Here is a 15620-nt window from a genome sequence, read left to right on the forward strand (position 1 = left end):
CAAAAAAACACTTGCGAAAAAAGAGGCGCCAAAATGGTGCCTCTTTTTTGTTATAAATCCGTTAAGGTGTTGGCGGGCCTACCTCTTTTAAAACAGGATGATCAAAAGTTGATAGTTCTGTATGGCCGCCTTTCAACTGGTCGAACACCACTACTTCGTTAATACCTTTCTTTAACCAGGCGGCCGGCACATATAAGGTTTGCTGTGGGCCAATGTTCCAGTATTTACCCAGGTTGTGGCCGTTTATAAAAACAAAACCTTTACCAAAACCCTTCATATCCAAATAGGTATCAACTAAGCCACGTAACGAGAATGTGCCTCGGTATAAAGAAGGTTGTAAATCGCCTTCGTTTTGTGCGGGCAAATATTTGAACCCGGTTGCTGTAGCAAACGGAAACTGGTACATTTTCCAGCCTAAAAGTTCTTGTCCGTGCAGTGTTACCTTATCGGTTATTCCCTGGCGGTTATCAATAAGATATGGCCCGTAATTTATCCGGCCGTTATTCTCAACCAAAATATCTAACACACTATTTGGCGTCGGGCTATCCAGTTGCAGGGAATCTTGTTTTAAACGCCTGTCTAAAACACTAATGCGCTTACCGTTTAAGTAAACCGTAGCATAATCTCTCAGCTCTTTTATTTTGAGCAAACCGCTTGCCGCATTGGCTAATGTGGTGCGGTATAACACAAAACCGTAGCCCTGGTCAATATCTTCAAAACTCAATGGTTTTTCTGATTCTATTGGTTTACCCAAATTACTGAACAGGTTAGCCACGCCGCTAAATTTGATCACCTCTAAACCAAATGTGCGGCGCTTCTTTTCGGGCACTTGGGGCAGGTGTTCGCCTTCTGGCAGGTGTTTGGCAATTATTGCCCTAAGCTTATAATATTTTGGTGTGGGATTACCGGCTTCATCCAGCGGGGCATCATAATCATAACTTGATGTTTGCGGTGCATAAGCTTCGGTACGACTCATATTGGCACCGTTCATAAAATCGCGCGTGGTACCACCATGAAACATGTACATATTAATGGAAATACCTGCGGATAAAACCTCATCCAGCTTTTTGGCATCCTCGTCAGCATTGCTACCACTGTGTGGTTTACCCCAGCTATCAAACCAGCCCGGGTACCATTCTGCTATATAATACGGACCTTTACCATTATGATATTTATTAACAAGCTCTTTCACTTTTGCAGGGTTATCCTCGCCATTTACAGCAGGTAAAAAGCCCGGCAAATAACCCGCAGGCATTTGTGAGGGACCATCGCAGGTAAACAATAAACCGTCAAAACCCGCTTCACGGAAAATCTTTTCGTTCTGGGCCAGGTACTCCTTATCGTTGCTGAAAGAACCATATTCGTTCTCTATCTGCACCATCAGGATATTGCCGCCATGGTTTATCTGTAGCGGGGCAAGCTGTTTTCCTACTTCCATCATGTAGTTTTGGTAGGCATTAATAAAACCGGGATCCTTACTGCGTACTTTAAGGTTCCTATCCTTTAGCAACCACCACGGATAGCCGCCAAATTCCCACTCGGCACATACGTAAGGGCTTGGGCGCAAAACCACCCAAAGGCCTTCTTCTTTGGCTACACGCACAAATTCGGCTATATCGTTATTCCCCGTAAAGTCATACTTGCCTTGTACAGGCTCGTGCGCATTCCAGAACACATATGTTCCGATGGTATTTAAGCCCATGGCTTTCGCCATTTTCATTCGTTCGCGCCAGTATTCGCGCGGGATGCGGGTATAGTGCATCTCGCCGGATATCATTTGCAGGGGCTTGCCATCCAGCAAAAAGGTGCTATCGCCCAGGGCGAATGTGTGATTTACAGTTTGGGCATTACTGAACACAATGCCGCCAAAAAACAGGGTGCAATAAATTAGTATCCTTTTCAACATAGCTCTCTCAACATTAAAATAATCCCAGCTGCCCTTTATCGTCTATATCAATATCATCGGGGTTGGTTATTTCGAAATCAACTTTTTTCTTTGGTGATTTCACCTGTTCGCCTTTTGATTCCACTGATTTTTCTTCAGATGATTTCACTGATTCGGCTGGCGGTTCCACCGATTTTGTCGGTTCAGCAGGCCTCGCAGGTGCTGGCGCTGGTTTCTCTGCAACTGGTTTTTCCTGCTCTATAACGGGATTTTTTGGCTCAGATTGCGGGGCAGCCACTATTGGTGCTGCCGGTGCGGTATCCGCTACTTCCTTATCTTCGCCGGTAATAACAATTTCGGTATCATCAACAGAATCTGGTGCCGGGTCTGGTACATCCTCTGCATCATCATGTTCGGCTATCAGCTCCACGCTTTTTACCTGGTGAACAGATAAACGGTTCCCCATAGCTTTCATGCCTTTTACATCTATCAAATCGGTAAGGTTCAGGTCTACAACTTCGGGGATCAGCGTTTTGCCTTTCAACTGCTCTACTTTCACTACGGGTTGTGCCGCACCTGATATTAATACCAGTTTAGAACCGTTTTCGTCACTAATGATACTGGTTTGTTTACCAATAACCGTATTCTCGAACACAAAACGTTTCACCATGTAATTTTTCGACTTGCCATCGTAATGTACCACGGCAAATACTTTAGCCGGATCGTATTTTTCAATAACGATCATCTTATCATCAAAGTGATTATTAAGGTCGAAACTGGTTAATTCGTAATTACCATTGCTTAATACATTTAGTACACGGTCGTCGCCATCAAACTCGCCCAGGTATTTACCACGGCCGTCAGCATTAAGGCGTTTAAGAATATCATCATACCAGATCTTACGACCTGCAAGGGTAGATACTCCTTTGGTCTTTAGTATCACCTTTTTAATGGGATACTTGGTTACCATATTACCGATAGAGTTACGTCCTTTTATAGCTAAGGCTGCAAAATCTTCATCAAACTGAAGCTTCTTCAATTTAGCATGTGGCTTCAATTGAATGTTTACTATCTCGGCCTCGCCGTTAGGATTGGCGGTAAAATACAATGTTTTAGAGCCTTTGCTGCCTTTGGTAAGGTCGTACTCCTTATCGCGGGTTACGCCCGTTACCGAAAAACGCTTGATATAGCTTATGCCGCTTTGCCCGTCCTTATATATCATGTTGTAAACGGTGCGCTCGTCGTTCTTTTTGAATACCGCAACGTGCTCAATATCCTTGCCCACAAAAACCTTGTCCTGCACCTTGGTTACAATAAATTTGCCATCACCACGGAAAACAATTATCTCGTCGATATCCGAGCAATCGCAAACAAACTCATCTTTCTTTAATCCCGAACCTATGAAACCATCTTCGCGATTTACATAAAGTTTTACGTTGGCTAAAGCTACCTGTGCGGCTTCTACCCTATCAAAGGTGCGCAGCTCGGTTTTACGGCCACGGTCTTTACCGTATTTCTCTTTCAGTTTCTCAAACCAGGCAATGGTATAATCGGTAAGGTGTTTTAAATGGTTTTTAACCGTTTTTATTTCTGCTTCCAGTGCTTTTATCTGCTCATCCGTTTTCTTTACATCGAAACGGGTGATGCTGCTCATTGGTTTATCAATCAGCTTCTTATAATCCTCGGGCAGTATAGTACGATAAAATTGTGGGAAGAACGGTTCAAACAACCTGTTCAATACCACCAATACGCCTTCAAAATCTGACGATTGCTCGTAGTCGGGGTGCTTGTACATACCCTCCTGGATAAATATTTTCAGCAACGAGCTGAAGAAGATCTTCTCCATCAGTTCCCGCAACTTGATCTCCAGTTCCTGCTTAAGCAGCTCCTTGGTAAAGAAGGTGCTTTCGGTAAGCATATCATTTACGCTCATAAAGCGCGGCTTATCGGCCTGTATTACACAGGTATTTGGTGATATGGAAACTTCGCAATCTGTAAAGGCGTAAAGTGCATCGATAGTAACATCAGGCGAGATACCCGGTGCCAGGTGGATAACTATCTCTACATGCTGGGCGGTGTTATCCTCTATCTTTTTTATCTTGATCTTACCCTTATCATTAGCAGATATCACACTATCTATTAAGCTGCCGGTGGTAGTGGTAAATGGGATCTCGGTAATTGTGAGTGTTTTTTTATCGCGCTCTACTATTTTAGCCCTTACCCTTATCTTACCACCACGCTGGCCTTCGTTATACGCCGAAGCATCTGCCATACCCCCTGTCGGGAAGTCGGGCAGCAGGTTGGGCCTGTCGCCTTTTAAAACCGCTATAGATGCATCTAACAGTTCAATAAAGTTGTGCGGTAATATCTTAGTAGCCAAACCTACGGCAATACCCTCGGCGCCCTGCGCTAATAATAACGGGAACTTAACCGGCAATGTAATAGGCTCTTTGTTACGGCCATCGTAGCTGGCCTGCCAAACGGTGGTATCCGGATTAAAAACAACATCAAGCGCGAATTTTGAAAGGCGCGCCTCAATATAACGCGGGGCTGCTGCCGAATCGCCGGTTATCGGGTCGCCCCAGTTACCCTGGCAATCTATCAGCAGGTTTTTCTGACCTATCTGCACCATAGCATCACCAATAGAAGCATCCCCGTGCGGGTGATATTTCATGGTGTTACCAATAACATTGGCCGCTTTGTTAAAACGCCCGTCGTCCATTTCTTTAAGCGAGTGCAGGATACGGCGTTGTACCGGTTTTAAACCATCATTTATATGCGGAACGGCACGGTCAAGTATTACATATGATGCATAATCAAGGAACCAGTTCTCGTACAGCCCATCAAGAGAAGTAACTTTATGAAGTATATTGTCTTCGTTATTTGCAGGAATATCAGGATTGTTTAGATCTTCACTCATTCTGTAGCTAAAAAATTATGGATTGGTAAAGATAGAGAAATGTGCAGATATGCGGATGTGCAGATATGCAGATTTTATACACAAATACGATGTTTTCCCACTATATTTATAATAAACTATAAACCTCTGCAATCATGAAGAAAATTCACCTGCTATTGCTGGCGCCGTTGCTAATTGTTGCATGCCAAAGTAAACCAACTGCCGATTCATCTGCAGAAAAATCAGATACCGTTTTAAATTTGCCATACGCTTTAAAAGTAGACCGTAAATGGGAGATCAATCCTGACCAGGGCAATTTGCAAACGGCATTAAGCGCCATGAAAGCTTTTGAAAAAGCCGATTCAAACGCAATGAAGAACATTCTTGGCGATACGGTACAGGTGTTTTATGAAGGTGGTGAGTTTAAAGGTAAAAAATCAGATTTCTTACAGGCTGTAATGCACGAAGCCGGCATGTATAAAAACCTGCAAATTAGTATGGATGACTGGGAATCGGTTATTTCTAAAGATAAAAGTGAAGAATGGGTAAGCCTTTGGTACAAACAAAAATGGCAAAACGAAAAAGGTAAAACCGATTCCTTGCAAATGTATAACGATATTCAATTAAAGAACGGCAAACTAATAAAATGGGTTGACTACAGCCGACACTATGCCCCGCAAGCAAAGTAGTAAAAGAGCCCGGTTCATCTGGGCTTCTTTATTCTCTCAGCTTTTTTTGTTCGCGCAGCATTGCCCCATAATCCATCCGGCGCAGGGCAGCGTTTATAGTTTTGGCTATCCTATTGGCACGGGTTTCTAACGTTTTGGCATCTGTTATCCATTTGATAAAATATCCCTGGTGCGATTTAGCCAGGCTGTTGAAATATGCAAACGCTTCGGGCTGCTCAAAATCAAAACACTCCTGCAGGTCTTCGGGCATTTCTATTTTAAAATCTTTATCATGTTCTAACTGCACACGCAGTATAGCGCCACGCTCTTTGCGGATGCCCTTGCGAATTTCCTGGCGTAATGCCATCATAAAATTCCCCTCGCCAATTGGCAATAACGACACCCCCGCGATAGGAAGGTTATCCAGCAGCCCGCGCACCCTAAACGATCTCTTGTTATCGGGTAATATTTGTTGGGCAATATCGGCAGGTACCTCAATATAAGTCCAGCCGGTTTTATCGCCCTGTTCCCCAAATTGTAAGATAATGGTATTGAAATCAACCATGGCCAAATATATATTATTGAGCGGCAAATGTTAAATGTTTGTTAAAACGCAAAATTTAACATTTCAAAGTGTAACTATTCCAGATCTGCTTGCATCTTATACACATACGAATTAACTGATCGGTTGCAACTAGATATACAAATTAATTATAACCTTAATTCAACGATCATGAAAACCTTAAAATCAGTAACCCTTGCCCTTGCACTCCTTGTTACCTGTAGCTTTGTAAAAGCCAACGATGTACCCGAAATTAAATTAACAAAAACCCACGCCATTAACACTTACCTGGACGCCATGACTCTTGGTAGAATTGAGAACTTAAGCCAGGTTATTGACCCCTGTGCTAAGTTTAGCATATTACGTGGCAAAACCATTATGAGTTTTACCAAAAAAGAGATGACCGACTACCTGGAGGGAGAAAAAAACATTCAGCAACAATGCTCAACCAGCACCGAGGTTATTGAAAGCAATTCTGATATGGCCGTAATAAGAGTAGATATGAAATTTGAAGACTTTACCCGAAGCAATTATGTAACCGTTGCCAATACCGGCGGTGCCTGGAAAATAACCAATGTTTATAGCGTATTTAAATAATTAAATTTTAGTGTTTGAGTGTGATTGGCTCCGGGCAACCGGGGCCTTTCTAGTTTTAAGCCCCCCGCCTTCCACAAAGGAGAGAGGTTTAAGAAATTCTATTTTACGAACGGCTGTAACACGGTTTGCCACTTATCATACCCTTTACTGTTCAAGTGCAGCATATCACTTTCAAACAATGAGGTATCGGGTTGTTTGGTAACGGGGTCTAATATCGCCGATGCCACATCAACATAATGCGTTTTCTTTCTTTTCTTTATAAAATCCTTCACTAACGCGTTGGCTATTTTTACTTGAGGGAGAAACTTTGCACGGCTTGGGCTTGGTTTTATAGCCATAAAATAGATCTCGGCATTGGGCAGGTTTTGTTTGATCAGGGCCCAAAGCTTATAAAATTCGCGGGCGGTAAATTTTCCTGTTTTGCCTTCGGCGATATCGTTCTCACCCGCATAGATGAATATTTTTCGCGGATGATAGGGATACATAATATAGGGTGTATAATAATCTGCCAGCTGCTCTATTGTACAGCCACCAACACCGCACCTGATGATACGCTTATCGCTGAACCGTTGTTCAAGGTCTGTCCATTTACGAATAGATGAGCTACCGATGAACAAGATACCGTTCCGGGCAGGCATTTGCAGACTGTCCTGGTGTTTAAAGTCGCGGATCTCGTTATCAAACGGAAAACCTTGCTGTGCCTGGGCACTTATACCAATAGTAGTTAAAACAAAAAATAAAAGGATCCTTAATTTCATAACGGTTGCTGTACTAAACGTTCTTCAAAAAACATAAAGGGCATTAAGCTTTGTATACCATTTATCACCCATACCGGGCCATCGATGCAATATAACAACATCCTTAGAGGGTGGTTTTGCATTTTCTCACATTCGGCCATTACCTGAAGGCACGCGCCGCATGATGTTACGGGTTTCAATAACGGGAAATCATCGGTATGTGCTGTTACGGCCATACTCACAATTGGGTCGCCGGCATGGTTAGCGCCCCAATTAAATAAAGCAACCCGCTCGGCACACAGGCCCGATGGATATGCTACGTTTTCCTGGTTACTGCCATGCAGTATTTTGCCGCTTTGTAATTGCAAAGCTACACCTACTCTAAATTTTGAATAAGGCGAGTGCGAGGTGGCTAACGCCTTAACCGCTTCGGTACATAAAGCTTTATCAGCGGCAGTTAATTCTTCTATACTATCGTATTCTTTGAAAGCTATTTTTATTTCGTGTTCTGTCATGGCCTCACCCTGCCCTCTCCAAAGGAGAGGGTTCTTTTTAGTTTATAAATAAAAATCCCCCAACCTAAAAAGATTGGGGGATACAATATAGTGGTTATTCCTTTAATATCAAATTACACAGCTACCGGCAATTCCTCTTCATCAATATCCACCGCAATTGTTGGGTTTACGCTTTCGTCGTCCTTTTCTACACGTAAATTATTTACAATGTGTTGCTGGCGGGTGGGTGTATTCTTACCCATAAAATATTCAAGCAAAGCTTTGATATTGGCATCTTTCAAAAACACAGGGTCAAGCCTAATGTCTTTACCAATAAATAATCCAAACTCATCCGGCGAGATCTCTCCCAAACCTTTAAAGCGGGTTATCTCGGGCTTAACACCTAATTTGGCTATGGCATTGCGGCGTTCCTCATCGCTATAGCAATAAATAGTTTCCTTTTTATTACGTACCCTAAATAATGGCGTTTGCAGGATAGATACGTGTCCTGCTTTCACCAGGTCAGGGAAAAACTGCAGGAAGAAGGTCATCAATAACAAGCGGATGTGCATACCATCCACATCGGCATCGGTAGCAACAACAATATTGTTATAACGCAGTCCATCAATACCATCTTCAATGTTTAAGGCATGCTGCAACAGGTTAAATTCTTCGTTCTCGTAAACAACCTTTTTTGTAAGTCCAAAACAATTCAGCGGTTTACCCTTTAAGCTAAACACCGCCTGAGTTTGCACATCCCGCGATTTGGTGATAGATCCGCTTGCCGAATCACCCTCGGTGATAAACAGGGTGGTTTCCTGCTTGCGTTCGTGGTTATCATCAAAATGCAGTTTGCAATCGCGTAGCTTGCGGTTATGTAACGATGCTTTTTTGGCGCGATCATTTGCTAATTTTTTGATGCCTGCAATATCCTTACGCTCCCGTTCAGATTGCAGGATCCTTTTTAGCAAAGCATCCGCAGTAGCCGGGTTTTTGTGCAGATAGTTGTCCAGTTCCTTTTTCAGGAAATCGTTAATAAACCCACGAACCGATGGGCCATCCGGGGCAATATTTTGCGAACCTAACTTAGTTTTGGTTTGCGATTCAAAAACCGGCTCCTGTACCTTTATCGCGATAGCCGCTACAATTGATGCACGGATATCAGATGCGTCGAACTCTTTTTTGTAAAATTCGCGGATGGTTTTTACAACCGCCTCGCGAAAAGCTGCCTGATGCGTGCCGCCTTGTGTAGTATGCTGCCCGTTCACAAATGAGTAATATTCTTCACCGTACGATTGGCCATGTGTCATGGCTATTTCTATATCCTCGCCTTTTAGGTGGATGATAGGATAGCGCAGGTTCTCGGCATCGGCATTGCGCACCAGCAGATCGTACAACCCGCGTTCCGAAAGATATTTTTGCCCGTTAAAGTTTAATGTTAAACCAGCATTAAGGAACACATAGTTCCATATCATGTTCTCAACAAACTCGGGTATAAAGCGGTAATGGCGAAAAATGCTATCGTCGGGAATAAAATTGATAGCTGTACCGTTACGCTGCGATGTTTCCTTTTCCGGTTCATCACGTATCAGTTCGCCTTTTTCAAACTCGGCAATTTTTGTGCGGCCATCACGATATGACTGTACGGTGAAGGAATTAGAAAGCGCGTTAACCGCTTTTGTACCCACACCATTTAACCCAACCGATTTTTGGAAGGCCTTACTATCATACTTACCACCAGTATTTATTTTAGATACGCAATCAATAACTTTACCCAGGGGGATACCACGGCCGTAATCCCTCACAGATACTTTATGATCGCTCATGTTCACTTCTATTGTCCGGCCCGATCCCATCACAAACTCATCTATCGAGTTATCGATGATTTCTTTAAGCAACACATATACGCCATCGTCATAAGCAGAGCCATCGCCCAGCTTACCAATGTACATACCCGGCCTTAAACGGATGTGTTCCTTCCAATCGAGCGACCGGATACTATCATCATCATAATTTACTGTTTCTGCCATGTTAAAATCAAATGTTTTTTGGTGCTGATATAGCCCGAATGCAAAAATAAATTTATGCCACTTAAATTAATACTTAAATGTGCCAACTTATTAACATTCGCAACGCTTAGGGCTTAAATTTTATGCAGGTGCTGGCCTTATCCATGTTTTTAAAAAACTCGGGGCCTTTTTCGTTTGCAAAACACACTGCAAGTATAGTACCTGTACGGTCTTTTTGCAGTGTTATTAGCAATGCGTATTTGTAGTGTTTGGTTACCGGCAAATCAAGCAGGGTTAACAGGTAAGATTTGCCTGCATCTGCGTTATATCGCGCTAAAATTTTTGGAGGGATACTGCGGGTTAAAAAATTCCGGTCGCCGGTAAATGCTATGGCGTGCGCCGTACCCATGCCCAGGTATAACGAATCGGGATTAGCCTGCATCGTACTCTGATCACCTATTGACCGCAGATAACTGGCATAATTCTCTTTTTGTGATTTAACCTGGAACCAGATCTCAAACTCTTTGCCCGGCATTTCCATGGCATAGTCGAATGAAAGATCTTCATTATCGGGTGCGGGTATCTCTCTGAACCCCTTTGGAAAATTAAAGGTTACGTTAGCCTGCGCGTTTAACTGCTGAAAGTTTTTTAGTTGGGCACTGACGATAACCGGCTTTGTTACAAGCTTAACGGGTAGTGGTTTTTTAATTTTAACAGGTCGTTTTTGCGCTTCTACAAATAGTGTAGGTGCAATACAAAGTAACAATATTCCCGTAAGTAATATTTGTTTAAATTGCTTCAAAATAGCGCCAATTAATCAGGTAATGTTAAAATTGATGAACGAATTTAAATGATTTTTAACATAAATAAAATTAAATTATAATATAAATTTAAAAAATAAACATTTAGATAATAATGGGTATACAAACACGCCTTAATCAATTTAATATCAGCATGATAGCCATTAGTTTGATGATAGATAGGGGCATATTTAGCAACCTAAGCAATTGCAGCAGTAACGACCTGCAGCGCCAAGGCTCTAAATTTTAATCTTTTTAAAATATTTTAAAAAGTATTTTGATTTTTAAACTTATGTTTATTAAGTTTGCGTAATAATGAACGACAGATCATTAAAATATTCATACTTGTTATCCTCACATGGGGAGTTAAATTTTATGTTAATTGGTTTAAATCCTCGCTTCGGTGAGGATTTTTTTTGCACTGATTTTTGAGAAGATAAACATATATAAACCTAATTATGGCAAGATTAAATTTATTAGAAGAGACGCGATACGAGAAGCTGCCGGTAACGGTGTATGCAGATCAGCGTATCGCATCACTGGCGGTGGCTGCAAGGATTGCTACGCTCATTCGTAAGAAACAAGCAGCCGGCGAGCCAACAACCCTGGGATTGGCAACGGGTGTTACACCGATACAAGTTTACGCCGAGTTAATTCGCTTACATAAGGAAGAAGGCTTGTCTTTTAAAGGTGTCATCACCTTTAACCTGGATGAGTATTATCCCATGAAGCCCGATGCTGTACAAAGCTACGTGACCTTCATGAACGAGAACCTTTTTGATCATGTAGATATAGACAAATCATTGGTTCACATCCCTGATGGTACGCTGCCGCAGGACAAGGTTGCCGCGTTTTGTTTAGAATACGAAAGACAGATAGAAGAACTGGGGGGATTAGATCTGCAGATATTAGGTATAGGCCGTACCGGTCACATAGGTTTTAACGAGCCGGGCTCTGCGCCAAACTCGGGTACGCGCCTGGTAACCCTTGATGACCTTACCCGTAATGATGCTTCGCGTGATTTTGGGGGTAAACAGAATGTACCTACCAAAGCCATCACCATGGGTGTGGGTACCATTTTCAAAGCCCGCGAAATTATCCTGATGGCCTGGAGCGCCAAGAAAGCGCCTATAGTTCGTAAAGCGGTAGAGGGTGAGATCTCTGGCGAAGTGCCGGCCACATTCCTGCAGCTTTCTGATAACGTAGAGTTTGTGCTGGATAAAGACGCGGCTTCGGGCCTTACTCGCTTTGATACGCCCTGGTTGGTATCTGACTGTGTTTGGAATAACAGTTTGAAAAAGAAAGCGGTGATCTGGCTTTCGGGCGAGGTAGGTAAACCCATCCTGAAGCTTACTGAAGAGGATTACAACGGCCATGGTATGGCCCAGCTGGCCGTAGAACAGGGGCCGGTTTACCAAATCAATATTGACATTTTTAACCAGGTACAACATACCATTACAGGTTGGCCGGGCGGCAAACCCGGGGCTGATGACAGTCAGCGCCCGGAACGTGCTGAGCCTGCAAGCAAACGTTCGGTGATCTTTTCTCCGCATCCGGATGATGATGTAATCTCGATGGGTGGTACATTCATCCGTTTGGTTGACCAGGGGCATGATGTGCATGTAGCCTATCAAACATCGGGCAATACCGCTGTGTGGGATGATGATGTATTACGGTACATGGAGTTCGCTATTGATTTTAAACACAGTATAGGCGAGGATACTGCCAAATTGCAGGGCATTTATGAAGACATGCGCCGATTTATTGATACCAAGCTGCCCAACCAGATAGATACGCCGGAGATTTTGGATGTGAAAGGGTTTATCCGCAAAACAGAGGCTATCTCGGGTGCCCGTTTTGCGGGGTTGCCGGATAGCAATATCCATTTCCAGGCGCTGCCATTTTACGAAACGGGCAAAACCAAGAAAAATTCGGTTGGCGAAGAGGATGTGCGTTTAACCATGGAGCTTTTACAGGCGGTGAAACCGCAGCAGGTTTTTGCCGCGGGCGATTTTGCGGATCCGCATGGCACGCATGTGGTTTGCTTCAACATCGTTCTGGCTGCTTTACGCCGCCTGCGCGAGACTGAGGCATGGGTAAAGGATTGCTGGCTGTGGATGTACCGTGGTGCATGGCAGGAGTTCCCAACTCATGAAATTGAAATGGCGGTGCCCCTTTCGCCTGCCGAAGTGTTACGCAAGCGCAACGCTATATTTAAGCATCAGTCGCAAAAGGACCGGCCGGTATTTCCCGGGGATGATGCAAGAGAGTTTTGGGTACGTGCCGAGGACAGGAACCGCGAGACCGCGCAGAGTTATGACAAACTTGGTATGGCCGAATATGCTGCCATGGAAGCTTTTGTAAGGTATCATTACTAACATACTATCCCTTAAGATAAAAAAGGTCGCAAATTGCGGCCTTTTTTATCTTACAAACTACGTCATTTCGAACGAGGTACGAGGAGAAATGACGTAGTTTTTTTAATGTAGAGACACAATACTTTGCGTCTCTGCCATGCAAGCTCACAAAGACGCGAAGTATCGCGTCTCTGCGTCGGGTCTCATTTATTTCTTATTCTTTACCACATCGCTGGCGTTCTGTGCCATTTCCAAATGGTGTTGTAATATGGGTACATGCTTTGCAGCAAATGCTTTTAACACTGTATCCTTGCCATCCTTAGCTTCTTTTTGAAACTCTTCTATATCCTCTTTATGATCTTTCACCATATAGTCGGTATATGCTTTTTCAAACTCAGCCTTACCTAATTTTGCCATATCATCATAATCCTTCTGAAGGTCATTAGATAAAATTGCAGGTAAAGTAATAAACTTGGCAGCAGCAATTCCTTTAAGTTCGGTATTAGCTTTTGAATGATCAGTTACCATCATTTTACCAAACGCTAATACTTGCGGTGTAATGGCTTTTTGCTGTGCAAGCTTACCTAATTCAACTTCCATCATACCACCGTTTGCAGCTTTTACCGCATATTCGTAATCGGCCTTTACTTCAGTAGAATCTTTGGCTTTTAACTCTTTTTTATTACTGTCGATTGCAGCGTCTGTACTATTGCTGCTATAATTTGCCGTACTATCGCTATCGGCAGTACTTTTGCTACCATTGCCACTGCAGGATGCCGCAGCGATGATCACTATCCCTGATAAAAATTTCAATACGTTTTTCATGGCGTTAGTCTTAATTTTTACTAAAAATTACCCAACAATTATGCCATGCTATTTTATCTTCTCATTCACCAGGGCAATTATCCCGGCCTCGGCACCTATAGCCTGCTTCTCTATTTCTTCGCCACGTTTTAATATATCATCCACAAAAGCCTTATCCTTATAGCCCGACGCATTGATCTTTACATTCATAAAAGCACCTATCACGGCCGAACGTGCACATAACGCAGCTACTCCCGCATCCGTTACCGAATTTGGGTTGCCGGTTTCAACCATAGCTTTTATTAGCGCCAGGCTTTCAAAACTGGTTTGCATCACTTTAAATGGTATCTCAATAGCATAACGTGTAGCATCCTGTATAGCTGCATCCCGGGTTGCTTTTTCTATATCATTCGCTTTTGGTAAGCTAAATGCCTCCATTATTTTATTAAAGGCGGCAGTATCCAGGTCAACCAATCGCAGCAGTTCATCCTTATAATTTTGCCCCTGTTCTGCCCAGTTGCCAAACTCTTCCCAACGGCTATCCCAACCTTTTTTATGCGACGATAAATTAGCCACCATAGTTGCCAATGAAGCACCCAAAGCACCCATATAAGCAGATATCGACCCGCCACCCGGCGCCGGGCTTTCGCTCGCGGTCTCGTCGGCAAAGTCGGTAAGGGTCATGCTTACCAATTTGCTCGCGGTTATATCTTTCAATAAGTATTCGATAATTCGCTCATCCGGGTTAAACGGACCAAGTTCATCCAGGCCCATAGATTTAATGGCGGTCTTGATCAGCTCCTTCTCGCTCACCCCTGTCGACCGTTGTTGCTTCCGCAGAAAATATTTACCTGCATCCAGCATGGCTTTCAATGGGATCAGCCCCACCAGTTCGCTGCCCGTTACTCGGATACCACGCTCGGCAGCTTTTTTGCAAACTTCATCAAACGCGATATGTATTGGGGTAACCTCAATATTGGTCAGATTCATCGAGATCTGGGCAACGCCGTATTCCTCAATGTACCACCCTATAGCCTTTACGCTTTTTAATGAGCCGGGGATAGATTTGGGTTTGCCATTCTCGTCCATCACAATTTTGCCCGAAACCGGGTCGCACTCGCGCATTACCCGGCCGGCCTCGCGTACATCAAAAGCAATGGCATTTGCCCTGCGGGTTGATGTGGTATTCAGATTAATATTATAGGCAATCAGAAAATCGCGCGCACCAATAACTGTAGCCCCACGTTTGGCGTCAAATTCCGCCGGACCAAAATCGGGCCGCCATTTGGGTTCTTTTATCTTTTTAAAGAAACCTTCATACTCCCCAGCCCTAATTACCGATAGGTTATTACGGGCTTTATCTGCCTGTGCATGTTCGTACAAATAAGCCGGGATGCCTAACTCTTCGCCAACACGTTTGGCCAGTTGCCTGGCGTATTCGGCAGTCTCCTCCATGGTAATATTGGCAATTGGTATCAGCGGACAAACATCTGTTGCGCCCATTCTTGGATGTTCGCCTTTTTGTTTGCTCATGTCAATCAGTTCGCCGGCTTTTTTAATAGCCCGGAACGCCGCTTCTATCACCTGTTTGGGCTCGCCCACAAAAGTTACAACAGTACGGTTGGTGGCCTTACCCGGATCTACGTTCAGCAGTTTTATGCCTTCTACAGATTCAACTTCGTCAGTTATTTGTTTAATGATAGCCAGGTTTACACCTTCACTAAAATTGGGCACACATTCTATTAGTTGGTTCATTGGTTTATTAGTTCAATGGTTCATTAGTCTCAATTCCAACATGCATTGGATCG

General features: G+C 43.5%; 12 protein-coding genes. 3 read left to right on the forward strand and 9 right to left on the reverse strand.

Annotated elements, in window-relative coordinates:
* Positions 1 to 61: 61 nt before the first annotated feature.
* Together NPE20_RS10760 and NPE20_RS10765 are read right to left on the reverse strand one after the other, a co-directional pair.
* Positions 62 to 1906 carry a glycoside hydrolase family 35 protein gene (locus tag NPE20_RS10760; protein ID WP_256538626.1) on the reverse strand — a complete coding sequence of 615 codons (1845 nt, stop codon included), beginning with the start codon at positions 1904 to 1906 and terminating at the stop codon, positions 62 to 64.
* Between the two features lie 13 nt (positions 1907 to 1919).
* Positions 1920 to 4805 (reverse strand): DNA gyrase/topoisomerase IV subunit A, encoded by a 2886-nt coding sequence (locus NPE20_RS10765; protein ID WP_256538627.1) that lies wholly within the window; start codon positions 4803 to 4805, stop codon positions 1920 to 1922.
* A 134-nt stretch (positions 4806 to 4939) separates the two neighbouring features.
* On the opposite strand from NPE20_RS10765, the gene NPE20_RS10770 reads away from it, so the two are divergent.
* Positions 4940 to 5473 carry a hypothetical protein gene (locus NPE20_RS10770; protein ID WP_256538628.1) on the forward strand — a complete coding sequence of 178 codons (534 nt, stop codon included), beginning with the start codon at positions 4940 to 4942 and terminating at the stop codon, positions 5471 to 5473.
* A 28-nt stretch (positions 5474 to 5501) separates the two neighbouring features.
* Here NPE20_RS10770 and NPE20_RS10775 read toward each other — a convergent pair whose 3' ends face one another.
* Entirely contained in the window at positions 5502 to 6017 is a 516-nt protein-coding gene (locus tag NPE20_RS10775) for a YdeI/OmpD-associated family protein (RefSeq protein WP_256538629.1), read from the reverse strand.
* A 168-nt stretch (positions 6018 to 6185) separates the two neighbouring features.
* On the opposite strand from NPE20_RS10775, the gene NPE20_RS10780 reads away from it, so the two are divergent.
* Entirely contained in the window at positions 6186 to 6611 is a 426-nt protein-coding gene (locus NPE20_RS10780) for a nuclear transport factor 2 family protein (protein ID WP_256538630.1), read from the forward strand.
* A gap of 98 nt (positions 6612 to 6709) precedes the next feature.
* Here the strand turns inward: NPE20_RS10780 and NPE20_RS10785 are convergent, their stop codons facing one another.
* The 4 genes from NPE20_RS10785 to NPE20_RS10800 all read right to left on the reverse strand — a co-directional run bounded on the left by NPE20_RS10785 (position 6710) and on the right by NPE20_RS10800 (position 10653).
* Positions 6710 to 7369, reverse strand: a complete 660-nt coding sequence (locus NPE20_RS10785) for a GDSL-type esterase/lipase family protein (protein WP_256538631.1) — start codon at positions 7367 to 7369, stop codon at positions 6710 to 6712.
* Complete coding sequence (locus tag NPE20_RS10790) at positions 7366 to 7863, reverse strand: cytidine deaminase (protein WP_256538632.1); 498 nt, start codon at positions 7861 to 7863, stop codon at positions 7366 to 7368. Before NPE20_RS10790 ends, NPE20_RS10785 begins: the two co-directional genes overlap by 4 nt.
* Before the next feature lie 113 nt (positions 7864 to 7976).
* The gene (locus NPE20_RS10795) at positions 7977 to 9872 is read right to left on the reverse strand and encodes a DNA topoisomerase IV subunit B (RefSeq protein ID WP_256538633.1); all 1896 of its coding nucleotides are present in this window, start codon (positions 9870 to 9872) and stop codon (positions 7977 to 7979) included.
* Between the two features lie 106 nt (positions 9873 to 9978).
* Positions 9979 to 10653 (reverse strand): hypothetical protein, encoded by a 675-nt coding sequence (locus NPE20_RS10800; protein WP_256538634.1) that lies wholly within the window; start codon positions 10651 to 10653, stop codon positions 9979 to 9981.
* A gap of 456 nt (positions 10654 to 11109) precedes the next feature.
* On the opposite strand from NPE20_RS10800, the gene NPE20_RS10805 reads away from it, so the two are divergent.
* Positions 11110 to 13029, forward strand: coding sequence for a glucosamine-6-phosphate deaminase (locus tag NPE20_RS10805; RefSeq protein ID WP_256538635.1), 1920 nt, complete (start codon positions 11110 to 11112; stop codon positions 13027 to 13029).
* A 186-nt stretch (positions 13030 to 13215) separates the two neighbouring features.
* Here NPE20_RS10805 and NPE20_RS10810 read toward each other — a convergent pair whose 3' ends face one another.
* Positions 13216 to 13833, reverse strand: a complete 618-nt coding sequence (locus NPE20_RS10810; RefSeq protein ID WP_256538636.1) for a DUF4142 domain-containing protein — start codon at positions 13831 to 13833, stop codon at positions 13216 to 13218.
* Between the two features lie 48 nt (positions 13834 to 13881).
* Positions 13882 to 15567, reverse strand: coding sequence for a glutamate formimidoyltransferase (gene ftcD / locus NPE20_RS10815; RefSeq protein WP_256538637.1), 1686 nt, complete (start codon positions 15565 to 15567; stop codon positions 13882 to 13884).
* Between the last annotated feature and the right edge of the window lie 53 nt (positions 15568 to 15620).

The sequence above is a fragment of the Mucilaginibacter aquariorum genome (assembly GCF_024498135.1).
Taxonomy (GTDB): Bacteria; Bacteroidota; Bacteroidia; order Sphingobacteriales; family Sphingobacteriaceae; genus Mucilaginibacter; species Mucilaginibacter aquariorum.